Source organism: Rhodanobacter sp. C03, assembly GCF_002001175.1.
In the GTDB taxonomy this organism is placed as follows: Bacteria; Pseudomonadota; Gammaproteobacteria; order Xanthomonadales; family Rhodanobacteraceae; genus Rhodanobacter.
On the sequence record NZ_MUNT01000006.1, the window covers coordinates 63,014 to 85,749 of the forward strand.

Annotated in this window: 21 protein-coding genes and 6 tRNA genes; 22 read left to right on the forward strand and 5 right to left on the reverse strand. The window is 63.5% G+C overall.

Going from position 1 to position 22,736, the window contains the following annotated elements:
* Positions 1-8: 8 nt before the first annotated feature.
* Positions 9-242 (reverse strand): hypothetical protein, encoded by a 234-nt coding sequence (locus B0E48_RS17770; protein WP_168170327.1) that lies wholly within the window; start codon positions 240-242, stop codon positions 9-11.
* Between the two features lie 385 nt (positions 243-627).
* On the opposite strand from B0E48_RS17770, the gene B0E48_RS08515 reads away from it, so the two are divergent.
* The 3 genes from B0E48_RS08515 to B0E48_RS08525 all read left to right on the forward strand — a co-directional run bounded on the left by B0E48_RS08515 (position 628) and on the right by B0E48_RS08525 (position 5,546).
* Positions 628-1,296 carry an epimerase gene (locus B0E48_RS08515; RefSeq protein WP_077517734.1) on the forward strand — a complete coding sequence of 223 codons (669 nt, stop codon included), beginning with the start codon at positions 628-630 and terminating at the stop codon, positions 1,294-1,296.
* A 643-nt stretch (positions 1,297-1,939) separates the two neighbouring features.
* The gene (locus B0E48_RS08520; protein ID WP_077517735.1) at positions 1,940-2,716 is read left to right on the forward strand and encodes an iron-containing redox enzyme family protein; all 777 of its coding nucleotides are present in this window, start codon (positions 1,940-1,942) and stop codon (positions 2,714-2,716) included.
* A 67-nt stretch (positions 2,717-2,783) separates the two neighbouring features.
* Positions 2,784-5,546 carry an EAL domain-containing protein gene (locus tag B0E48_RS08525; protein ID WP_077517736.1) on the forward strand — a complete coding sequence of 921 codons (2,763 nt, stop codon included), beginning with the start codon at positions 2,784-2,786 and terminating at the stop codon, positions 5,544-5,546.
* Positions 5,547-5,567: 21 nt separating this feature from the next.
* On the opposite strand, the gene B0E48_RS08530 is transcribed toward B0E48_RS08525, so the two are convergent.
* A complete protein-coding gene (locus tag B0E48_RS08530) occupies positions 5,568-7,367 on the reverse strand; it encodes an aminopeptidase P family protein (RefSeq protein ID WP_077517737.1) in 1,800 nt (599 codons plus the stop codon).
* Positions 7,368-7,512: 145 nt separating this feature from the next.
* Between B0E48_RS08530 and B0E48_RS08535 the strand changes: the two genes are divergently transcribed.
* The 7 genes from B0E48_RS08535 to truD are packed head-to-tail and all read left to right on the forward strand — an operon-like array spanning position 7,513 to position 14,035.
* Positions 7,513-9,252, forward strand: a complete 1,740-nt coding sequence (locus B0E48_RS08535; protein WP_077517738.1) for a CTP synthase — start codon at positions 7,513-7,515, stop codon at positions 9,250-9,252.
* Positions 9,249-10,085 carry a 3-deoxy-8-phosphooctulonate synthase gene (kdsA, locus tag B0E48_RS08540; RefSeq protein WP_077517739.1) on the forward strand — a complete coding sequence of 279 codons (837 nt, stop codon included), beginning with the start codon at positions 9,249-9,251 and terminating at the stop codon, positions 10,083-10,085. Before B0E48_RS08535 ends, kdsA begins: the two co-directional genes overlap by 4 nt.
* A gap of 60 nt (positions 10,086-10,145) precedes the next feature.
* The gene (gene eno / locus B0E48_RS08545; protein ID WP_077517740.1) at positions 10,146-11,444 is read left to right on the forward strand and encodes a phosphopyruvate hydratase; all 1,299 of its coding nucleotides are present in this window, start codon (positions 10,146-10,148) and stop codon (positions 11,442-11,444) included.
* A gap of 19 nt (positions 11,445-11,463) precedes the next feature.
* Entirely contained in the window at positions 11,464-11,796 is a 333-nt protein-coding gene (gene ftsB / locus B0E48_RS08550; protein WP_077517741.1) for a cell division protein FtsB, read from the forward strand.
* Positions 11,793-12,488 (forward strand): 2-C-methyl-D-erythritol 4-phosphate cytidylyltransferase, encoded by a 696-nt coding sequence (gene ispD / locus B0E48_RS08555; RefSeq protein ID WP_077517742.1) that lies wholly within the window; start codon positions 11,793-11,795, stop codon positions 12,486-12,488. Before ftsB ends, ispD begins: the two co-directional genes overlap by 4 nt.
* Positions 12,488-12,961 (forward strand): 2-C-methyl-D-erythritol 2,4-cyclodiphosphate synthase, encoded by a 474-nt coding sequence (gene ispF, locus B0E48_RS08560; RefSeq protein WP_077518353.1) that lies wholly within the window; start codon positions 12,488-12,490, stop codon positions 12,959-12,961. The genes ispD and ispF overlap by 1 nt, the downstream gene beginning before the upstream one ends.
* Before the next feature lie 45 nt (positions 12,962-13,006).
* Complete coding sequence (gene truD / locus B0E48_RS08565; RefSeq protein WP_077517743.1) at positions 13,007-14,035, forward strand: tRNA pseudouridine(13) synthase TruD; 1,029 nt, start codon at positions 13,007-13,009, stop codon at positions 14,033-14,035.
* Between the two features lie 116 nt (positions 14,036-14,151).
* On the opposite strand, the gene B0E48_RS08570 is transcribed toward truD, so the two are convergent.
* Positions 14,152-14,697 (reverse strand): Smr/MutS family protein, encoded by a 546-nt coding sequence (locus B0E48_RS08570; RefSeq protein ID WP_077518354.1) that lies wholly within the window; start codon positions 14,695-14,697, stop codon positions 14,152-14,154.
* A gap of 142 nt (positions 14,698-14,839) precedes the next feature.
* Between B0E48_RS08570 and surE the strand changes: the two genes are divergently transcribed.
* Genes surE through B0E48_RS08590 form a run of 4 tightly spaced genes read left to right on the forward strand, consistent with a single transcriptional unit; the run spans position 14,840 to position 17,990 of the window.
* Positions 14,840-15,640 carry a 5'/3'-nucleotidase SurE gene (surE, locus tag B0E48_RS08575; RefSeq protein WP_077517744.1) on the forward strand — a complete coding sequence of 267 codons (801 nt, stop codon included), beginning with the start codon at positions 14,840-14,842 and terminating at the stop codon, positions 15,638-15,640.
* 3 nt (positions 15,641-15,643) lie between these two features.
* Positions 15,644-16,324, forward strand: coding sequence for a protein-L-isoaspartate(D-aspartate) O-methyltransferase (locus B0E48_RS08580; protein ID WP_077517745.1), 681 nt, complete (start codon positions 15,644-15,646; stop codon positions 16,322-16,324).
* Positions 16,324-16,929, forward strand: coding sequence for a VTT domain-containing protein (locus B0E48_RS08585; protein WP_077517746.1), 606 nt, complete (start codon positions 16,324-16,326; stop codon positions 16,927-16,929). Before B0E48_RS08580 ends, B0E48_RS08585 begins: the two co-directional genes overlap by 1 nt.
* Positions 16,930-16,982: 53 nt before the next feature.
* Positions 16,983-17,990, forward strand: coding sequence for a peptidoglycan DD-metalloendopeptidase family protein (locus B0E48_RS08590; RefSeq protein WP_077517747.1), 1,008 nt, complete (start codon positions 16,983-16,985; stop codon positions 17,988-17,990).
* Between the two features lie 24 nt (positions 17,991-18,014).
* Here B0E48_RS08590 and B0E48_RS08595 read toward each other — a convergent pair whose 3' ends face one another.
* The gene (locus B0E48_RS08595; protein ID WP_077517748.1) at positions 18,015-18,392 is read right to left on the reverse strand and encodes an Mth938-like domain-containing protein; all 378 of its coding nucleotides are present in this window, start codon (positions 18,390-18,392) and stop codon (positions 18,015-18,017) included.
* 11 nt (positions 18,393-18,403) lie between these two features.
* Positions 18,404-18,700: a YhbY family RNA-binding protein gene (locus tag B0E48_RS08600; protein ID WP_077446100.1), complete on the reverse strand. Its 297-nt coding sequence runs from the start codon at positions 18,698-18,700 to the stop codon at positions 18,404-18,406.
* An 82-nt stretch (positions 18,701-18,782) separates the two neighbouring features.
* On the opposite strand from B0E48_RS08600, the gene rlmE reads away from it, so the two are divergent.
* The 8 genes from rlmE (at position 18,783) to B0E48_RS08640 (ending at position 22,696) form a co-directional block, all read left to right on the forward strand.
* The gene (rlmE, locus tag B0E48_RS08605; protein ID WP_077518355.1) at positions 18,783-19,433 is read left to right on the forward strand and encodes a 23S rRNA (uridine(2552)-2'-O)-methyltransferase RlmE; all 651 of its coding nucleotides are present in this window, start codon (positions 18,783-18,785) and stop codon (positions 19,431-19,433) included.
* Positions 19,430-21,382, forward strand: a complete 1,953-nt coding sequence (ftsH, locus tag B0E48_RS08610) for an ATP-dependent zinc metalloprotease FtsH (protein WP_174566729.1) — start codon at positions 19,430-19,432, stop codon at positions 21,380-21,382. Before rlmE ends, ftsH begins: the two co-directional genes overlap by 4 nt.
* A gap of 284 nt (positions 21,383-21,666) precedes the next feature.
* Positions 21,667-21,743, forward strand: a tRNA-Arg gene (locus B0E48_RS08615).
* Positions 21,744-21,920: 177 nt separating this feature from the next.
* Positions 21,921-21,997, forward strand: a tRNA-Pro gene (locus tag B0E48_RS08620).
* 28 nt (positions 21,998-22,025) lie between these two features.
* A tRNA-Arg gene (locus B0E48_RS08625) sits at positions 22,026-22,102 on the forward strand.
* Positions 22,103-22,117: 15 nt separating this feature from the next.
* Positions 22,118-22,194 (forward strand) — tRNA-His (locus tag B0E48_RS08630).
* A 37-nt stretch (positions 22,195-22,231) separates the two neighbouring features.
* Positions 22,232-22,307, forward strand: a tRNA-Lys gene (locus B0E48_RS08635).
* A 304-nt stretch (positions 22,308-22,611) separates the two neighbouring features.
* Positions 22,612-22,696, forward strand: a tRNA-Leu gene (locus tag B0E48_RS08640).
* The last annotated feature ends 40 nt before the right edge of the window (positions 22,697-22,736 follow it).

Genomic DNA, 22,736 nt, shown 5'->3' on the forward strand with positions numbered 1-22,736 from the left:
GTTTTCCCTTAGAAGTTGCCGCCGAGTATTTCTCTCGGCTCGAGAGTCTGCGGGTTGACTACGAATTCGGAGATAGCCTGGAATTCGAGTATGCGCCCCGAGTGGCAGCCGCCACATCCCAGCTTGTTCAGGATGTTGGCGGTCACCTTGTTCATCTTCTTGAGATCAAAGGTGATGTCCGGGCTGACATAAATGCGGATGCGCTCTCCGGGCGGAAGCGGTTGCGGGTTGAGATCGCTCATGGGTTTTTCCTCGTGTCGTTGCTGCTGTTGCAGGGTTTCGAGTTTCGCCGCCCGTCATCAGGTTGATCACGGACGGCGCACCGGTCGCGGGTGGACTCAGAACGGCGACGTCGGTGTCGGTGTCAGCAGCGCATGGCGCTGAGATGGATGGAGCCGGCGCAGTCCTTCGGATCGGCTGGTCTGAATCTACGCCTGCGATCATGAGGTACCAATACGCAAGGAGGCTTAGGGCCAATGGCGGATACTCATGAATCGGCAGGCAGATCGGGAAAAGCATGCATTCATGCCGGCCGATTCGTTGGATCGAATGACTGGCGTGTGAGTTCGCTGGTGCCGGTGCGCAGCCTGTCCTATGGTTCGTCAAGCAAGACACAGGAATCGAACCATGAATGTTCTGTTGTTCGGCGCCACCGGGATGGTTGGCCAAGGCGCGTTGCGCGAATGCCTGCTCGCCGACGATGTGCTGCGGGTGCAGACGATCGGCCGCACCGCGACTGGCCAGCAACATCCGAAACTGCGCGAGCTGGTACATCAGGATCTGTTCGACTACCGCGCCATCGAGGCCGATCTCACGAACTTTGATGCCTGCTTCTTCTGCATCGGTGTGACCTCGTCCGGCGTGCAGGAGGCGCAGTACACGCGGCTCACGCATGACCTCACGCTGGCGGCCGCACAGACGCTGGTACGGCTCAACCCGCAGATGACCTTCGTGTATGTGTCCGGTGCGGGCGCAGACAGCAGCGAAGTGGGGAAGGTGATGTGGGCGCGCGTGCGCGGGCGACTCGAGAATGCGCTGCAGCGGCTGCCATTCAAGGCGGTGTACGTGTTCCGGCCCGGCATCATCCAGCCGTTGCACGGGATCCGTTCCAAGACCGGCTCCTATCGCTGGTTCTACACGTTGAGCCGGCCGTTGCTGCCGTTGTTGCGCTGGCTCCTGCCGAACACCGTGCTGAGCACCAAGATCGTTGGCCGCGCGATGCTGGCGGTTGCCCGGCATGGTGCGCCCAAGGCGGTACTGGAAGCAGCGGATATCAGCGCGATCGGGCGCGCCTGATCGATTGATAAGTGGCGTTGCATGCCTGTCCGGTTGCGGGCAAACCCGCTGCGACGGCTGCTTGAGCCAGGTCAGCCTGCGTACCCATCGTGCCGTGCCTGCCAGCCACCAGCCCAGGCCCTCTCGTCGATGACCGGTGCGATCAGGCATTCCTGCCGTAGTCGACCGGCAACGAGCACGCACAGGTACCAGTCGGCGGCCATCCTTGGTAGCCCACTCCCGCATCGTGGCTTGCAGGTCGCGCCTGTACTCCTTCCGTCGGCCGAAGCGTGGCTTCCACATCATCTTGTATGGCCGTACCTGATCGGCCACATCGCGTAGTGGCCGGTGAGATACCGCTGGCCGGCCCGCGCTGTCCGGATGGCGGCACGTTATTCAGACAGCTTCGCCCCGAAGCGGGAGCCTCATTCTCATGACCGGGACGGACGGCGCTACGCTGGGCTGGCGCCGCCTGTAGACAGTTCCTGGGAACGGCGCCGGGATCCGACTGGTGTCCACATCGTGCGGCACGAAGTACGGATCGCGTATCCAGGATTTCCGGCATCCATGCGGATGCCAGAGTACGGCCGGCTGCGTCTATCCCGTGGGTCGGCCACGCAAGGCAGTAAATCCATCGAAACATCCAATCGCAAAGGAGAGTCCCATGAATACCCATTTCGAACGCAGCGGCCCGTTGAATGAACTGACCAGCTACCCCCAGTGGGCACAGGACATGGTGGCCGATTGCGCAAGCACCAAGCAGCGCGTTCTGGATCACGATATCTGGGCCATGATGGTCGACCTGCAGCTCGACCATGAGTCCACCCGCAACTTCATGATGGGGCTGTGGCCCTTCATCGAACGGTTCCCGAGCTACATGGCGCTGAACCTGCTGAAGACCCGCTATGGCCGCAGTCCGGGTGACGATATGGCACGGCGCTGGCTGGTGCGCAACATCCGGGTCGAGCAGAACCACGCCGAATACTGGCTCCACTGGGCCGAGGGTGCCGGGGTGGCGCGTGACGATCTGCTGCATGGCGTCGCCCCGCACGGTACCGACGGACTCCCCCGTTGGTGTGAGGAGATCAGCGCCCGTGGGACGCTCGCAGCCGGCATGGTGTCGACCAATTACGCGATCGAAGGCGTGACCGGCGAGTGGTCACAGATGATCTACCAGAGTACAAAGTACCGCGAGAGCTTTGATCCAGCGATCAGGGCATCGAGCCTGCGCTGGCTGCACCTGCATGCGGCGTATGACGATGTCCATCCGTGGGAGGCATTGGATATAGTGTGTACGCTGATGGGCAAGTCACCTTCGGCCGATGAAGTGGCGCATCTGGTTGAGTGCATCAAGCGCAGCTACATGAGCATGGTCCTGCTGGGTGATCGTTGCATCCGGACGTGTCGTGACTTGTGGGTGGGGAGAGAAGCGGCAGCCTGATAGCCGTATGGAAGCGAACTGGAACTGACGGAGGGCTGCCTTGTCATCAAATCAAGATGGACATGCGATGCGTTTCGTCGGTAACAGTCTGCAGCAGCCACTATCACGGCGCCTGATGCCGTTGGCTTATGCGCTTGCGGTCGCCATTGCACTGATCATGGCGTTGACCTGGGGCGTGCTGCAGGTTCAGGTCACTCTCGCTGGTTTCCTCAACAGCGAGAGTGTCTGGTCCAAGGCCCAGAAGCAGGCGGTGATCGACCTGGACAATTACGCCATGGACGGCGCTGCCGCCGATCTGGCCAGTTTCAGGAACAACGACGGCCTGCTCCAGTCCGACCGCCATGGACGCGATGCGATCACTTCCGGTCATTTCACCCAGCGGGACATCACACAGGCATTCACCCGCGGCAACATCATGCCGGCTGCGCAGCCCGGCATGACCTTCATGCTGCAATATTTTTCCGACGCGCCGCATATGCGCGAGGCACTGGCGGCTTGGCGCTCCACCGATGCGTCGCTGGACGAGTTCGGCACGATCGCCAACGAACTGCAACAGGCCTACCGCAACGGTGGGCCGTCCGCTGCGGAGATCGCGCGGCAGCGCGCGCGCATCCATGCGCTCAATGCCTACGTGGGACCGCGCACGGACCTGTTCTCGATCGAGATGGTGAAGGGTGCGGTCTGGCTGGGCCGCTTCCTGTTCTGGGCTGTGCTGGGTGCATTCGGCATTGCGGCCCTGCTATGGCTGCGCATGGCGCGGCGCATCCTGGAGAGCATCCGCGGCAGCGAGGAGCGCTACCGACTGCTGTTTGACAGCGCCGCCGATGCGATCGTGATGATCGACGAGACCAGTGGACGCATTCTCGACGTCAACCGCACGGCTGCGGCGTGGACTGGCCGTGGTGTCGCCGAGCTGATCGGCGACCGCTATGTGCACCTGTTCAAGCAATCCCTCGTGGGGCAGCCGGCCGGTCGCGCTGCCTGCAACGTCCTGCTCGGCGATGCCGGTACCACGCGGCCGGTGGAGACCCAGAGCAGCATCACCAGCTGGGGCAATCTGCCAGTGCGCCAGGCGATCATCCGTGACATCTCCGAGCGTGTGGCGATCGAACAGGAGCGTCGGGTCGCCGCCGAGGCGCTGGCCAGCATTGCCGAGGGCGTGATCATTGCCGACGCCGATCGCCGGGTGATTTCGACCAATGACGCGCATGCCGACATCACCGGCTACACCAGTCAGGCGCTGCAGGGCCGGCGCTTTGACGAAAGCCGTCGCCTGCCTGACGGCAAGCCGTTGCCGCAGTCGATCTGGGCCGACATTGCCGCCGGCCGCAACTGGCTGGGCGAAGTACAGAGCCGGCGCAGCGACGGCAGCAGTTACCCCGAGCATCTCAGCATCAGCGCCATCCGCGACGCGGACAACCAGGTGGTGTACTTCGTTGCGGTGTTCAGCAACATCCACGAGGCAAAGGCGCATCAACACAGGCTGGAGCATCTGGCGCGGCACGACCCGTTGACGGGACTGGTCAACCGGGCCGAGTTCGAGCGGTGCTGCAGCGAGGCGATCACGCTGGCCGAGCGCGAACGGCTGGCGGTGGTGGTGCTGTTCATCGACCTGGATGCATTCAAGATCGTCAACGACAGCTACAGCCACGCGATCGGCGACCGTCTGCTGGTCAAGGTTGCCGAGCGTATCCGCCGGCAGCTGTCCGAGGGCGATGTCGCCGGGCGCATCGGTGGCGACGAGTTCACCGTATTGATCAACCGGCTCGGCGTGCGTGAGGATGCGCGTGCCGTCGTCAACCGGTTGCTGGCCACCTTGTCCGAGCCGCTGCTGGTCGACGAATATGAGGTCGTCCTCAGCGCCAGCATCGGCGTGGCCGGTTATCCACTCGATGGTGAGGATGCGGCGGCACTGATCGCCAACGCCGATGCTGCGATGTATGCGGCGAAGACCGAGGAGCGCAATACGTTCCGTTTCTACACGCCGATGATGCATGCCGATACCCGTCGGCGCCTGCAACTGGCCAGTGAGTTGCGTCAGGCACTCGTGCGCAACGAGTTCCATCTGCTTTACCAGCCCAGCGTCGAGTTGCGCAGCGGGCGCATCGTGGCGGTGGAGGCGCTGCTGCGCTGGCAGCATCCGGAGCGTGGCGAGGTGCTGCCGGGTGAATTCATTCCGGTGGCGGAAAGCCTGGGCATGATTCGCCGCATCGACGAATGGGTGCTGCAGGCGGTGTGCGCGCAGATCGAGGCATGGGATCTGGCCGGCATGCCACCGATCCGTGTCGCGGTGAACGTTTCGGCGCGCTGGTTCGGCCATCCGGCCTTCGTCGACGGCATCCGGCGCACTCTGCAGTCGCGCCACCTGTTGGCGAAGCGTCTGCTGCTGGAGATCACCGAGAGCGCGATGCTTCAGCTGGGCGATGACACCGAGCGCACCATGCGCACGTTGCATGCGCTGGGCATCGACGTGGCGATCGACGATTTCGGCACCGGCTACTCGTCGATGGCCTATCTCAAGCTGCCGGCGGTCGCCTATCTGAAGATCGATCGTTCCTTCGTCACTGGCTTGCCCGGCAGTGTGAACGACGCGGCGATTGCCGAGGCGATGCTGGCGATGTCGCGCAGTCTAGGCCTGGGCACGATCGCGGAGGGCATCGAAACCGAAGCGCAGCACGAATTCCTGCTGCAGGCCGGCTGCGCTGAAGGGCAGGGCTATCTGTATTCGTATCCGCTGAAGGCGGACGAGATCCAGCGCCTGTTGCGCCCCAACCAGCCGCAGCTTTCAGTCAGCAGGCTCCGGCTGGTACCGCCCAAGCGCACCACCTGAACTCTCCGCTGAAGTTGTCGCTTACAGCGGCGCGCAGTGGCGGTGCAGCCACTCCAGATCGGCGTCTTCCAGCAACGGACTGAGCGCGGCGCGCACACTGGCGTGGTAGTCGTCGAGCCACGCGCGTTCTTCCGGATTGAGCAGGCTCGGTTCCAGCGCGCGGCGGTCGAACGGACACAGCGTGAGCGTCTCGAACGCGTTGAACTCGCCGAACTCGGTGCGATCGGCTTCGATCACCACCGCCAGATTTTCGTGGCGGATGCCATGCCGGCCGGGCTTGTACAGGCCCGGTTCGATCGAGCTGATCATGCCCGGCGCCAGCGCCACCAGCGCGCCGCCGGCGACCGGTGGGCGGATCGACTGCGGACCCTCGTGCACGTTGAGGAAGTAGCCGACGCCATGGCCGGTGCCGTGACCGTAATCCATGCCGCAGGCCCATAGTGGCGCGCGCGCCAGCGCATCCAGTTGCGGGCCGCTGGCGCCTTTGGGGAAACGGGCACGCGACAGCGCGATCATGCCCTTCAGCACCAGGGTGGCGTCGCGGCGCTGTTCCGGCGTCGTCTCGCCGAGTGCCAGCACGCGGGTGATGTCGGTGGTGCCACCAAGATACTGGCCACCCGAATCGATCAGCAGCAGGCCTTCGGCCTGCAGCGTGCTGTGCGACTCCGGCGTGGCGCGGTAATGCGGCAGTGCGCCGTTGGCCTGGTAGCCGGCGATGGTGGCGAAGCTCTCGCCAACCCAGCCAGGCTGGGCCGAGCGCTCCTCGTGCAGCAGGCTGTCGACATCCAGTTCGGTCACCGTCATGCCGGCGGCGAGACGTTGTTCCAGTCGGCGGAAGCCGCGCACCAGGGCGGCGCCGTCGCGGCGCATCACCTCGCGGATATGATCGAGTTCGGCGGCACTCTTGACCGCCTTGAAGGCAGTACTCGGGTTGGCTGCCTCGATCCGGCTTACGGTCGGCGCAATCGCCGCGGCGATCGCGCCGACCACCCTGCCACTGTCCAGCAGCAGGTGGTCGGCGGCGCCCAGTTCCTGCAGGGTCGAGGTGATCGAGGCGTAGTCGGCGATGCCGATGCCATCGGTAGCCAGCGCCGCGACCAGCGCATCGCTGAGCTTGGCGCGGTTGACGAACAAGGTGGCGCGGCTGTCCGCCTGCACCAGCAGGTGGGCGAGAAACACCGGATTGCACTCGACGTCGCTGCCGCGCAGGTTGGTCAGCCACGCGATGTCGTCGAGGCTGGACAGCAGATGGTGGGTGGCGCCGAGCTTGTGCATCGCCTTGCGCAGGCGACTGAACTTGTCGGCGCGCCGGATGCTGGCGTAGCTCAAATCGTGCTCGACCACCGGCGCCTGCGGCAGCACGGGGCGATCCGGCCAGATGCTCCCGGGCAGATCCAGGTCAGTGCGCAGGCTGGCGCCGGTCTCGGTCAGCCGATGTTCGATCTGCCGCTGGGTGGTCAGCGCCAGACTGTCGCCAGCTGCGGCCAGCACATCGCCGTCGCGCAGATGCTGCTGCAGCCATTCCAGATGCTCGGCGGCGTGCGGCACGCGCAGCTTCATCAGGGTGACGCCGCTGCCGGCCAGCTGCTGTTCGGCCTGCGAGAAATAACGCGAGTCGGTCCACAGTCCGGCGTGTTCGCGACTGACGATCAGGGTGCCGGCCGAACCGGTGAAGCCTGACAGCCATGCGCGCGCCTGCCAGTGCTCGGGCAGGTATTCGGACAGGTGCGGATCGGCGCTGGGAACGAGGACGGCGGCGACGCCATGCTGCTGCATGGCCGCGCGCAGGGCGGCGAGACGGGCGGGGATGAGGTTGTTCATCCAGTCATGCTAGCAGGCGACCCGCGGCCGTTTCATCCATGGTGGCGACCGCGGAAATGAATCAAAACAGAGAATTCTTCGCTGCCATCTCGCAGAGGGGCGCTTCTGCAGCTAAAATGCCTAATTTCCAGCACGGCTGCTTTCCATGACCCCCCTGATTTTCGTCACCGGCGGTGTGGTGTCCTCGCTTGGCAAGGGCATTGCTGCGGCGTCGCTCGCTTCCATCCTTGAAGCGCGCGGGCTCTCGGTCACCATGATGAAGCTCGATCCGTATATCAATGTGGATCCGGGCACGATGAGCCCCTTCCAGCACGGCGAGGTCTATGTGACCGACGACGGTGCCGAGACCGACCTCGACCTCGGTCACTACGAGCGCTTCGTGCATACCCGCCTGACCGGCAAGAACTCGATTACCACCGGCAAGATCTATGAGAGCGTGATCCGCAAGGAGCGCCGTGGCGATTATCTCGGTGCGACCGTGCAGGTGATCCCGCACATCACCGACGAGATCAAGCACTGCATCCACGAGGCCACCCGCGGTTTCGACGTGGCCCTGGTCGAAATTGGCGGCACGGTCGGCGATATCGAGTCGTTGCCGTTCCTGGAGGCGATCCGCCAGTTGCGCATCGAGCATGGCCCGGAGAAGGTGGTGTTCATGCACCTCACCCTGGTGCCGTATATCAAGGCTGCCGGCGAGATCAAGACCAAGCCGACCCAGCATTCGGTGAAGGAATTGCGCTCGATCGGTATCCAGCCGGACATCCTGCTATGCCGTTGCGAGCAGCCGCTGCCCGAGGGTGAGCGACGCAAGATCGCGCTGTTCACCAACGTGCCCGAGAACGCGGTGATCAGCGCCGCCGACGTGGACATCATCTACAAGCAACCGCTGTGGCTGCACCAGCAAGGGCTGGATGACATCGTGGTGAAGAAGCTCGGCCTCGATGCGAAGCCGGCGGACTTGTCCGCCTGGCAGCGCACGGTCGATGCGGTGGAGCATCCGAAGGGCGAAGTCACCGTCGCCATCGTCGGCAAGTACGTCGAGCACAAGGATGCCTACAAGTCGCTGGGTGAGGCACTGCGTCATGGCGGCATCAAGCAGCAGACGCGGGTGAACCTGGACTGGATCGATTCCGAGCAGGTCGAGGCCGAGGGCGCCGCCAAGGCACTCGGTAACGCCGACGCGATCCTGGTGCCAGGTGGCTTCGGCAAGCGTGGTTTCGAGGGCAAGATCCTGGCTGCGAAATATGCGCGTGAGCATGGTGTACCGTACTTCGGCATCTGCTACGGCATGCACGCAGCGGTGATCGACTTTGCTCGTCACGTCGCCGGACTGGCCGAGGCCGATTCCAGCGAGAACGATCGCAATACACCGGATCCGGTGATCGCACTGATCACCGAATGGACCACTGCTGGCGGCGAGGTCGAACAGCGCAGCGACCGTTCCGATCTGGGCGGCACCATGCGCCTCGGCTCGCAGGAATGCCGCCTGAAAGCCGGCACGCTGGCGCGTGAACTGTATGGGCAGGACGTAGTGCGCGAGCGTCATCGTCATCGCTACGAATTCAACAACCGTTATCGCCAGCCGTTCGAGGACAAGGGACTGGTGATCTCGGGCAAGTCGATGGATGACCTGCTGGTGGAGATGGTCGAGCTGCCGCAGCAGCAGCACCCGTGGTTCCTAGCCTGCCAGGCACACCCGGAATTCACTTCGACGCCGCGTGACGGCCATCCGTTGTTCATCGGGTTCGTCCGTGCCGCGCGCGAATTCAAGGCGGTGCACGAAGGTGAGCGTTTGGCGACCGCGAGCGCAGCAGCGCTCGCGAACAGCGAAGCTGGCCCGAAGGGCGAGCGCCAGGAAGGCGCGAGTAAGGAGTCGATCGCATGAAGCTGTGTGGTTTCGAGATCGGGCTGAACCAGCCACTGTTCCTGATTGCCGGCCCCTGCGTGGTCGAGTCCGAGCAGTTGCAGCTGGATACCGCCGGCACGCTGAAGGAAATCACCGGTCGGCTCGGCGTGAACTTCATCTTCAAGTCCAGCTTCGACAAGGCGAACCGCTCCTCGGGCGACAGCTTTCGCGGACCGGGCATGGAAGAAGGCCTGCGCATCCTCGCCGAAGTGAAGCGCCAGATCGGCGTGCCGCTGCTTACCGACGTGCATGAATACACTCCGATGGACGAAGTGGCGTCGGTGGTCGACGTGCTGCAGACGCCAGCGTTCCTGTGCCGGCAGACCGACTTCATCCAGAAGGTGGCGCGCGCCGGCAAGCCGGTGAACATCAAGAAGGGCCAGTTCCTCGCGCCGTGGGACATGAAGCATGTGGTCGCCAAGGCCAAGGCGGTCGGCAACGACGACATCATGGTGTGCGAACGCGGCGCCAGTTTCGGCTACAACAACCTCGTCTCGGACATGCGCTCGCTCAGCGTGATGCGCGATACGAACTGCCCGGTGATATTCGACGCCACCCATTCGGTGCAGCTGCCGGGCGGCCAGGGTGCCACCTCGGGCGGTCAGCGCGAGTTCGTGCCGGTGCTGGCGCGTGCGGCGATCGCGGTCGGTGTGGCTGGCCTGTTCGCGGAAACGCACCCGGATCCGAGCAAGGCGCTGAGCGATGGCCCGAATGCGTGGCCGCTGGGCAAGATGGAAGCGCTGCTGGAAACCCTGATGGAGCTGGATGCCGTGACCAAGCGGCACGGGTTCCTGGAGCAGACGGTTTCCTGATCTACCGGGCGCAGCGATGCGCTCTTTCATTATCATCACAACGAACGCAACGGACACCGCATGAGCACTCTGATCACCCGCATCCACGCCCGTGAAATCCTCGACTCGCGCGGCAATCCGACACTGGAAGCCGAAGTCACCCTGGCCGGCGGTGGCTTTGGTCGCGCCGCGGTGCCGAGTGGTGCTTCCACCGGTTCGCGCGAGGCGGTCGAGCTGCGTGATGGCGACAAGGCGCGCTATGGCGGCAAGGGTGTGAAGAACGCGGTGGCGAATGTCAACGGTGTGATCGCCGAGGCTCTGAAGGGCTTCGATGCGGCCGACCAGAAGGGTCTGGATGCCAAGCTGATTGCACTGGACGGCACGCCGAACAAGAGCAAGCTGGGTGCGAACGCGCTGCTCGGCGTGTCGATGGCGGCGGCGCATGCGGTGGCCGCGTCGCGCGATGAGCCGCTGTGGAATTATCTCTCCAATGGCAAGCCGGGTGCGTTGCCGGTGCCGATGATGAACATCATCAACGGTGGCGAGCATGCCGACAACAATATCGACGTGCAGGAATTCATGGTGTTGCCGGTCGGCATGCCGACCTTTGGCGAAGCGCTGCGCGCCGGCGCCGAGATATTCCATGCCTTGAAGAGCGTGTTGAAAGGCCGTGGCCTGAGCACCTCGGTGGGCGATGAAGGTGGCTTTGCGCCCAACCTGCGCTCCAACATCGAAGCGCTCGACACTATTCTCGAAGCGATCCACAAGACCGGCTACAAAATCGGCAGCGAAATCCTGCTCGGCCTCGACGCGGCCAGCTCGGAGTTCTACAAGAACGGCAAGTACGACCTGGCCGGCGAAGGCAAGCAGTACAGCTCGGCCGAATTCGTCGATCTGCTGGCCGGCTGGTCGAAGCAGTATCCGATCGTCAGCATCGAGGACGGCATGGCCGAAGGCGACTGGGATGGCTGGAAGCTGTTGACCGACACCATCGGTGATCGCATCCAGGTGGTTGGCGACGATCTGTTCGTGACCAATCCGGCGATCTTCCGCGAGGGCATCGAGAAGAAGATCGCCAATTCGATCCTGATCAAGGTGAACCAGATCGGCACGTTGTCCGAGACTCTGGAAGCGATCGCGATGGCTGACGCGGCAAAGTATTCGGCGGTCATCTCGCACCGCTCCGGCGAAACCGAGGACACCACGATCGCCGATATCGCGGTGGCCACCACCGCGACCCAGATCAAGACCGGTTCGCTGTGCCGCAGTGACCGCGTGGCCAAGTACAACCAGCTGCTGCGCATCGAGGAACAACTCGGTGCCGCCGCGCGTTATGCCGGTCGCGATGCGTTCCCCAATCTGACCCGCCTGCCGGGCTGAGCGGGAAGATCGCCGACCCATGTTGCGCTGGATCGCCCTGGTTCTGATCCTGATCCTGATCGGACTGCAGCTGAAGCTGTGGACCGGCAACGGGAGCATGCACGAGGTGGATACCTTGCGGGTAGCCGTGAAGAAGCAGACCGACGAGAACGCCAAGTTGCAGCAGCGTAACCAGGCGGTCGGCGCCGATGTGCTTGACCTCAAGCACGGCGACCAGGCTGTCGAGGCGCGTGCGCGCACCGAGCTGGGACTGATCAAGCCGGGCGAAACGTTCTATCAGGTGGTCGAGCAGCCGGCCAACGCCAGCAGCACGCCACCGACACCGGCCACCTCGTCCACCGGTTCGCCATGAACGCGCCGCTGTTGTGGTGCGTGGTGCCGGCGGCCGGACGCGGCACCCGGGTCGGCGGCGATTATCCCAAGCAATACCTGCCTCTGGCCGGGCGGCCACTGATCGAACACACGCTGGAACGGCTTGCCGCGCATCCGCGGATTGCCGGTCTGCTGGTGACGTTGGGAGCGACGGATGCGCATTGGTCCGGCATGACCACACTTCATGGCAAGCCGATACTCACGGCAGTCGGTGGTGCCGAGCGCAGTGACTCGGTCCTGGCCGGGTTGAATGCGTTGCCGGATAGCGTAGGCGCGGATGATTTTGTACTGGTCCACGATGCCGCAAGGCCCTGTGTGCGGCTGGCCGATATCGGCAAGTTGATCGAACTGGCTGGCGCGGCCGACGGCGGCCTGCTGGGCGCGCCCCTGCGCGATACGTTGAAGCAAGCGGATGCCGCCGGTCGCAGCGGATTGACTGAGCCGCGGGATCAACGCTGGCGTGCTTTCACACCGCAGATGTTCCGACGTGGCGCGCTGTCCACAGCCTTGCGCGACGCCGCGCGACGCGGGGTGAATCCCAGCGACGAGGCAATGGCGATGGAGCAGGCTGGCTTCGCTCCGTTGCTGGTCGAAGGGGCTGAGGACAATATCAAGGTAACCACGGCGGCGGATTTCGCGCTGGCCGAGTTCCTGCTCGCGAGGACAGCATGATGCGCATCGGTACCGGTTTCGACGTGCATGCGTTCGGTGACGGTGACCATGTCACGCTCGGTGGCGTACGCGTGCCACATCATCGCGGGGTGATCGCGCATTCGGATGGCGATGTGGTGATTCACGCACTGTGCGATGCGATCTTCGGTGCGCTGGCGCTGGGTGATATCGGCACGCATTTCCCGCCCAGCGACGAACGCTGGCGCGATGCCGACAGCCGCCAGTTCCTGCGCCATGCGGCGATGCTGATGGCGCAGCACGGTTACGCGTTGGGCAATGCCGATGTCACGGTGATCTGCGAGGCGCCCAAAGTCGGCCCGCATGCGCCGGCGATGCGCAAAAAACTCGCTGATGACCTGGATAGCGAGATCGGCCGCATCAGCATCAAGGCCACCACCACCGAGAAGCTCGGTTTCACCGGCCGCGGCGAAGGTATCGCGGCGCAGGCCTGCGTCCTGCTCGAGCGACGCTGAGCGCTGCTTCTCCCTATTTAATGCCGGCGTGACCGGCGGAGTGTCATGTCCGAATCTGAACTTGCCCAAGCCCCGTTGCCATGGGCCTACGGTGCGCCGCCCTTGCAGGCGCAATTGCGCAGCACGCCAGAGGACTTCGTCGTCGAGGAAATCCTCGGTTATGACGCCGATGGCGCGGGCGAACATGCCTTGCTGTGGGTCGAGAAGCGTGGTGCGAACACCGACTGGGTAGCGCGCGAGCTGGCGAAGTTTGCCGGCGTGTCGCCGATGGCCGTCGGCTATGCGGGCATGAAGGATCGCCATGCAGTCACCCGCCAGACGTTTTCGGTGCAATTGGCTGGCAAGCCCGATCCGGACTGGTCGACGTTTCCGCATGCGGAGGTGAAGGTGCTGGCGGCGACCCGGCATTCGCGCAAGCTCAAGCGCGGCGCGCTGCGGGGCAATCGTTTCGTGCTGGTGCTGCGCGCGGCGCAAGGTGATCGCGACGCCGCGGAGCAAGTGCTGGCACAGATCGCTGCACGTGGCGTGCCGAACTACTACGGCGAGCAGCGCTTCGGTCGCGAAGGCGGCAATGTGGCGCAGGCGCGGGCGATGTTTGCCGGGCGCCGGGTCGAACGCGACAAGCGTTCGTTCCTGCTGTCGGCCGCACGTTCGCACATCTTCAACAGCGTGCTGGCGGCACGGGTCGAGCGCGATGCCTGGGACCAGCCGCTGGATGGCGAGATCTGGTCGCTGGCCGGTTCGCGCTCATGGTTCGGCCCGGAGCCGTTCACCGACGTGCTGGCCGAGCGGCTGGCGCGTGCGGACATCCATCCGTCCGGTCCGTTATGGGGACAGGGCGAGCCGCCGACCCAAGGCGAAGCCGGCGCACTGGAGCGCGAGATTGGTGCGGCCAACAGTGATCTGGCTGAAGGCGTGGCCGCGGCGCGCATGGATCAGGAACGACGCCCCCTGCGTCTGCTGCCGAAGGATCTGAAATGGCGCTGGCTCGGCGACGATGTGCTGGAGCTGGCGTTCGAGCTGCCGGCCGGGGCCTATGCCACGGTCGTGGTGCGCGAACTGGCGCAGAGCTAGACGGACAATAGGACGTGCCAGATTCTTGTAGGAGCGGCTTCAGCCGCGATGCTTTGCGCCATATTTTCTTCTATGGGGTGAGCTATCGCGGCTGAAGCCGCTCCTACAGTTGTTCTTCAGCCCTTCAGCAGCACCACCACCGCGCCGGTGCCCCCTTGTGCCGGCCGTGCCGAGGCAAACGCGATTACATCGTCGCGTCGGCGCAGCATCCGGTCGGTGAGGTTTTTCAATACCGGGCCGGCGGCTTTCGAGCGCAGCCCCTTGCCGTGCACGATGCGCACGCAGCGCAATCCACCATGTCTGGCCTCGGCCAGGAAGGTGATGATGCTGGCCTGCGCGGCGGCGGCATTCATCTGGTGCAGGTCGATATCGTCCTGCACGCTGAACTGGCCACGCTTGAGCTGACGCAGCAGCTTCGGCGAGTAGCCGTCGCGCAGGTAGCTCAGCTCCTCGCCCACCTCGAGCGTGGCCGGGTCGAATGCCATCTGCAGCAATTCGCCCGGCACCGCCGCCTCGTCGGCTTCCAGCATGTGCGGGTGGGGCTCCGGTTTCGGCGCGGCTGGCGGCGGTTCGACGTGATCGAGCGGGCGCACGTCGCCGATCGCCTCGCGAAACAGGCGGCTGTCGTGATCGTCGACCGCTAAAGGTGTACGGCGCTTCATGTCGCCATGGTAATGCGTGTCGCCGCTCGCGGCAGCGCGATGCATGTGAATCCGCTTGCCTGCTACGGTAGACTTCGATGGATGGAGTGCGTGCAGGGAATCACCGGCGGCGCACCCGCAGACAGCTTTCGAACGGATCATCATGCGAGTTTTGGTTAGTAACGACGATGGCGTGGATGCACCGGGCATCCGCGTGCTTGCCGAGCGCCTCGGTGCGGTCGGTCAGGTGACGGTGGTCGCGCCCGACCGCGACCGTTCCGGCGCCAGCAATTCACTCACCCTCGACGCGCCGTTGCGCGTGCTGCCGATGGGTAATGGTTATTACCGGGTAGCCGGCACGCCGACCGATTGCGTGCACCTGGCGCTGGCCGGGCTGCTGGCCGAGGAGCCCGACATCGTGGTGTCCGGCATCAACAACTCGGCGAATCTCGGTGACGACGTGATCTATTCGGGTACGGTGTCGGCGGCGATGGAAGGACGTTTCCTCGGCCTGCCGGCGATCGCGGTGTCGCTGGTCAGCCGGGATCACAAGGGTGTGCATTACGACGCGGCTGCCAACGCGGTGTTGCTGCTGATGCAGCGGCTGCTGGTCGATCCGCTGCCGGCCGACACGATCCTCAACGTCAACGTGCCGGACCGGCCATGGGCAGAGATCAAGGGCTTCGAAGTGACCCGGCTGGGACGACGCCATCGCGCCGCGCCGTGCATCAAGCAGACCGATCCACGCGGCCGGCCGATCTGGTGGATCGGACCGCCCGGTGAAGTGGACGACGCGGGTCCCGGTACGGATTTCGATGCCGTGCAGCGCGGGTTTGTTTCGGTGACGCCGATCCACGTCGACCTGACCCGTTTCCAGGCACTGGAGAAGGTCAGCAGCTGGATGCAGGCATTGAGCGACGACATGACGACCGGCCAGACCATCCACAATGATGAGGCCGCCTGAGCGATGAATGTCTATCCCATGTCGGCGGCGGATCTCAAGGGCGAGGGCATGACCTCGCAGCGCGCGCGTGATCGCCTCGTGGCCAGCCTGAAAGAGGAAGGCATCCGCGATCTGCGGGTGATCGATGTGATCCGCAACACGCCGCGCCATCACTTCATCGACCAGGCGCTGCATTCGCGCGCGTACGAAAATACCGCGTTGCCGATCGGCCATGGCCAGACCATCTCGCAACCGTGGGTGGTGGCGCGCATGACCGAGGCATTGCTCGAGTTCGGTATACCGCAGAAGGTGCTGGAGATCGGCACCGGTTCCGGTTACCAGGCAGCCGTATTGGCCTCGCTGGTGCCACAGGTGTTCACCGTGGAGCGGATCGAGGAGTTGCTGCGCCAGGCGCGCCGTCGTTTCCGTCAACTCGGCCTGACCAATCTGCGTTCGCGCTACGACGACGGCAAGCTCGGCTGGCCCGATGAGGCGCCGTTCGACGCGATCATCCTCACCGCTGCCGGCGACACTATCCCCACCAGGATTCTCGATCAGTTGAGCCCTACCGGCGTGCTGGTGGCACCGGTCGGCTCACCCAGCAGGCAGACATTGATCCGCATGCGCGGTGATGGGCAGGGCGATTTCACCCAGGAGGAACTTGGCGCGGTCAGCTTCGTGCCGCTGCTGGGCGGGATCGGTTGATGCGCCTGTTCGGAACGCTTTATGCGCGCGCGCTGGTATGGGCACGCGCCCCACGCGCGGTGTATTACCTGTGCGGACTCAGTTTTGTCGAGGCCTTCATCTTTCCGGTCATGCCCGAAGTGATGCTGGCCCCGATGATGCTGGGCAAGCGGCACAAGGCGTTTTTCTACGCCAACATCTCGCTGTTGTTTTCACTGATCGGGGCACTCGTCGGCTATGCGCTGGGGCACTGGGCTTACGAGGCGGTGAAGCCGCTGTTCAGTCCGCATATGCAGCAAACGGTCACGACCTGGGTGGAAAACCTGCGCACCGACATGAACCAGCATTGGCTGGCCATGCTGGGGGCACTGATGCTGGCTGCGCTGCAGCCAGTGATTCCGATGAAATTTGTCACCTGGGCCGCCGGTATCGTCGGCGTGCCGGTACTGCCTTTCCTCGCCTGCATTGCGGTGGGCCGGGGCAAGCGGGTATGGCTGCTCGCGTTGCTGATCAAGCTGTTCGGCGAGCGCGCCGAGCGCATGTTGCACAAGCATATCGAATGGATCGGCTGGGCCGCGCTGGTGCTGCTGGGCCTGCTCCTGGTGTGGTGGCTGTGGCCGCGTTGATGGCCAGCTGGCTGGCGGAGCGACTGTGCATGAAAAAGCTGTGTCGCCTCGCTATGCTGATGCGCATGGATCGAACTCTTCAATGGTTGATGCCTTTTGTCGTGTCCCTGCTGCTGGTCGGTTGCGGCACCATGCGCAGCTCGGTAGTAGTCGAGCCAGCGCCAGGCAGTGGTTACGATCGCGGCAGCACGACCGTGATGCCAGCCCGCACGCCAATTCCCGGTGGCAGTTATCAAGTGGCCAAGGGCGACACGCTGTATTCGATCGCTTTTCGCAATGGCGTGGATTTTCGCGATCTGGCACAGTGGAACGGCATTGCCGTGCCTTACACGATCTGGCCAGGGCAGCGACTGACGTTGTCGCCGTCGAGTAAGCCTGCCATTGTCCATGTGACCAGCACACCGTCCGCGACGCCTGCCACGCCCCCGCCTGTCGTGGCGGCGGCCCCGGTATTCGAGACAGTGAGGTCGCCACCTGCCACGTCTGCGTCCATCGACACGTCGGCGCATCCTGCTCCGGCTTCGCCGGTGCAGTTGCCGCCATTGCCGAAGCCTGGGTTGCCAACGCATCCCGCCGTGGCATCAACGACGACGGTCGTCCCGGTGGCGGGCCTGCCTACGCCGGCACCAGCAACCTTGCCACCGCCAGCTCCGGTACCGTTGGTGGCCAGCGGCCCCTCACGTGGCGTCAGCGGAGTGAACTGGCGTTGGCCGGCCGAAGGCAGCCTGATCAGTCGGTTCAAGAGTGGCGATGCGATCCCCGGTATCGAGATCGGCGGCAAGCAGGGCGACCCGGTCCGGGCCGCTGCCGATGGCGTGGTGGTTTACAGCGGCAACGGTCTGGTCGGTTATGGCGAGCTGGTGATTATCAAGCACAACGACAGCTTCCTGTCCGCCTATGGACACAACAGCAAGCGACTGGTGAAGGAAGGTCAGCGGGTCAGTGCCGGTCAGCAGATTGCCGAGATGGGTTCCACCGGCGCCACGCGCAACGAGCTGGAGTTCCAGATCCGCAAGGACGGCAATCCAGTCGATCCGCTGGGTTATCTGCCATCCCGTTGAGATAGCCGCGCAGGGTCGCGGCGATCAGTCGGGCGGCAGGATGAATCCGGCCACCACGCGGCGGCCTTCGCCCGCCAGCAGGTTGTAAGTGCGCGCGGCGGCGGCGTTGTCCATCACTTCGATACCGACGCCCTTGCGCAGGAAGCCGGCCACAAACGCGGCGGCCGGAAACACCTGGCGTTCCCCTGTTCCCAGGATCACCAGCTCCGGCTGCAGGGCCAGTACGTTATCGACATGACTGGCATCCAGTGCGCCGACGGTATTCACCGGCCAGTGCTCGATTGCCTGATCCGGTGCCAGCAGGAAGCTGGCATGAAGCTCGCGGTCGATCAGGGTGACGCTGCGGGCGCCGACCCGGCGCACGAACAAATATCCTTCGGGACGGTCGAGTGACAGGTCCATCCGGCAGCCTCTCAGCGCGGCAGGGCGATCTTCGGCTCGTCGTCGTTGCGGCGGAACAGCACGACAACATGGCCGATCTGGTGGACTTCTTCGGCCTTGGTGCCATCGACGAGCACGTCGATCTGCGCCTGCCGTTCATCTTTGTCACCGCCGGAAAGCTTCACCTTGACCAGTTCGTGGATGTCCAGCGTCAGGTTCAGTTCCTTGACCACAGCCGCTGAGGCCCCCTTGTTGCCAAGCAGGATGAGCGGGCTCAGATCGTGGGCGAGGCTGCGCAGGTAACGGATCTGCGAGGAGGAAAGGGCCATGCGGTGGTGCTCGATTCGCGGTCAGTGAACGGCAAAGGGTATCATGCAGCATCCCGATCCCCAATCTGTGACCGAAGACGACATGGCCCGCAGCAAAAGCAGCGCAGTCTGGCTGCGCGAACATTTCAACGACGAATTCGTCAAAAAAGCCCAGGCCGAGGGCTTGCGTTCGCGTGCGGTCTACAAACTGGAAGAGCTGATCGAACGTGACCGCCTGCTCAAGCCTGGCATCAATGTAGTCGACCTGGGCGCCGCGCCGGGCAGCTGGTCACAGCTCGTGCGCAACCGTCTGGGCGACACCGGCAAGGTGTTCGCACTGGACATCCTGCCGATGCAGAGTATCGCCGGGGTGGACTTCCTGCAGGGCGATTTCCGTGAAGAAACCGTGCTGCGCGAGCTGGAGTCCCGTTTGGATGGCTGCAAGCTGGATCTTGTGCTGTGCGATCTGGCCCCCAATATGAGTGGAGTGGCGCTGGCCGACCAGATCCGTGCAATGGCTCTGGCCGACTTGGCGCTGGATTTCAGTCGGCAGTGGCTGAAGCCGGGTGGGTCGTTCCTGATCAAGTTGTTTCAGGGCGTTGGCTTCGACGATTACTTGCGCAGCTTGCGTGCGGACTTCACCCGCGTAACCATGCGTAAACCAAAGGCCTCACGCGCACGTTCGCGTGAGGTGTACGCACTGGCGATGGGCCTCAAACCTTCGGCAGTGTCACCGGGCGAGAACCGTGCATGAATGAAACAGCGAAAAATGTGTTGCTCTGGGTAATCATCGCGGTGGTGCTGTTTGCCGTGTTCCAGAACTTCAATCCGCGCAGCGCGTCCTCCTCGGATCTGCCATACAGCAGCTTTGTGCAGAGCGTGGACAACGGCAACGTGGCCAGCGCCACGATCAGCGCCGACCAGCCGGCCACGCTCAGTGGCAAGCTGAAAGACGGTAGCGCGTACCGCACGGTGGCCCCGATGCTCGGTTTCTCCACCAACGCGGTGGTCAAGCAGATGCAGGACAAGGGCGTGGAAGTCCGCCAGGATCCGTCCGAGGGCTTCTCGCTGATCGGTTTGCTGATCAGCTGGCTGCCGGTGCTGCTGATCGTCGGCGTGTTCATCTGGTTCATGCGCCAGATGCAGTCCGGCGGCGGTGGTCGCGGTGCGATGAGCTTTGGCCGTTCGCGCGCCAAGCTGCAGGGCGAGGACCAGATCAAGGTCAATTTCAGCGATGTCGCCGGTTGTGACGAGGCGAAGGAAGAAGTCGGCGAACTGGTCGAGTTCCTGCGCGATCCGGGCCGCTTCCAGAAGCTCGGCGGCAAGATTCCGCGTGGCGTGTTGATGGTCGGTCCGCCCGGTACCGGCAAGACCCTGCTGGCCAAGGCGATTGCGGGCGAGGCCAAGGTGCCATTCTTCGCGATCTCCGGTTCCGACTTCGTCGAGATGTTCGTCGGCGTGGGCGCCAGCCGCGTGCGCGACATGTTCGAGCAGGCCAAGAAGCACGCGCCATGCATCATCTTCATCGACGAGATCGACGCCGTTGGCCGCCATCGCGGTGCCGGCCTCGGCGGTGGCCATGACGAGCGCGAGCAGACGCTCAACCAGTTGCTGGTCGAGATGGACGGCTTCGAGGGTACCGAAGGCATCATCGTGATCGCCGCGACCAACCGTCCCGACGTGCTGGATCCGGCGCTGCTGCGGCCGGGCCGCTTCGACCGTCAGGTCGTGGTGGGGCTGCCCGACGTGCGCGGTCGCGAGCAGATCCTCAAGGTGCACATGCGCAAGGTGCCCACTGCGAGCGACGTCAATGCCATGACGATCGCGCGTGGCACGCCGGGCTTCTCCGGCGCCGACCTGGCCAACCTGGTCAACGAGGCTGCGCTGTTTGCCGCGCGCGAGAACGCCCGCGAAGTACGCATGGTTCATCTGGACAAGGCGCGCGACAAGATTCTGATGGGTACCGAGCGTCGCTCGATGGCGATGAGCGAGGACGAGAAGAAGCTCACGGCTTATCACGAGGCTGGCCATGCCATCGTCGGCCGGTTGGTGCCCGAGCATGACCCGGTCTACAAGGTGACGATCATTCCGCGCGGGCGCGCGCTCGGCGTCACCATGTATCTGCCGGAAGGCGACAAGTACAGCATCAACCGCGTGGCGATCCAGTCGCAGTTGTGCTCGCTGTATGGCGGTCGCGTGGCCGAGGAGCTGATCTTCGGTGCCGACAAGGTCACCACCGGCGCCTCCAACGACATCGAGCGGGCGACCAAGATGGCGCGCAACATGGCGACCAAATGGGGTCTGTCCGACGAACTCGGCCCGATCACCTATGGCGAGGACGAGGACGAGGTATTCCTCGGTCGTTCGGTGACCCAGCACAAGAGCATCTCCAATGAGACCGCCAGCAAGATCGATGAAGTGGTGCGTGGCATCCTTGATCGCGCCTATGCGCGCAGCAAGGAGCTGCTGACCGCGAATCTCGACAAGCTGCACGCGATGGCTGACGCATTGTTGCAATACGAAACCATCGATGCACGCCAGATCGACGACATCATGGCCGGGCGCGAACCAGGGCCGCCAGCGGAGTGGACGAAGAATGCATCGACCGGTACGCCGCCGCCACCGCCACCGAAGGGTGATACTGGTTCGACCGTGGGCAAGGTCGAGCCAGCAACGCAGAATCGTTCCGGTCTGGATGGTTGATCCGGATTTGGACGGCCATAAGCGTTTCGACGTAGAGTGACGAAAGAGGGCGGCCATAGGCCGCTCTCTTGATTTGTATCGCCGTGATGTGAATTCGTGGCTTCGTCATGGACAAGAGTGGCAAGGCCATCTGTCAGGTCATGTTCGCGTGATTTGGCGAATGTTATGAAAAAATTTCACGAAAAGTGTTGACGCATAGCGCTGGAGCCTGAATAATTCCGCTCCTTGCTTCAACTCCTGATGCGCAGGCATCACGGCGATGAAGTTCGAACAATTTTTTCAGTGCGCCCGTAGCTCAGTTGGATAGAGTACCTGGCTACGAACTAGGTGGTCGGGAGTTCGAATCTCTCCGGGCGCACCATTTTTATACGGCGAGGCGGGGTGCTTGCACCCCGTTTTGTTTTCACGGAGTGGGTGTTTCTACTTCGCGAAAACGATGATCAAGCGACAAAGGTGTGCTTCGATACGGATTGACTGAGCGAGGCGTCACCCGTAACATTTCAAGGCTCCGGTGGTGATGCTGTCGGGGATTCGAAAGCGGGGTATAGCTCAGTCTGGTAGAGCGTTGCGTTTGGGACGCAAAAGTCGGGGGTTCGAATCCCTCTGCCCCGACCAGCGACGCAATCTGCAGTCACAGTAGATGGCGCCTGTAGCTCAACCGGATAGAGCATCGGCCTTCTAAGCCGACGGTTGCAGGTTCGAGTCCTGTCGGGCGCACCAGTTTCAAGATTTATGGTGGGTGTAGCTCAGCTGGTTAGAGTCCCGGATTGTGATTCCGGTTGTCGTGGGTTCGAATCCCATCATCCACCCCAGTTTCAAAGCCTGATTTGCAGGTGCAAGCAAGTTCAGGGGCCGTTAGCTCAGTTGGTAGAGCAGTTGACTCTTAATCAATTGGTCGAAGGTTCGAATCCTTCACGGCCCACCAATCAAACAAAACGCCGATCGCCTGCGATCGGCGTTTTGTTTTGCGGGGCGCAGGTGTGCTCGACCAGTGGCATGCCCGCGTGCCTCATCATCGATGATCGGCGGCAGCCGGAGTGGCTGCGCGGTCGCTGCTGACCGGCTTGTGCTGCAGGGCTTTGCAACCGTAAAATGATCAGCTTTCGTATAAGGTAATCATCGACTTAGACAGGCGTGGCAAGCGCACGCCGAAAGCAACGGCTGGATTTGTGGGGCTGGTAAAAATCAGTTTCATAATCATGTGGTTGCATGAGTTTTCGGGGCAAAAGGCGAGAGTGGCGGAATTGGTAGACGCACCAGATTTAGGTTCTGGCGGTTAACCCCGTGGGGGTTCGAGTCCCCCCTTTCGCACCACGCCCCGTGGGTTTCCTTCTTTTTTGTTGGCGACAGTTGT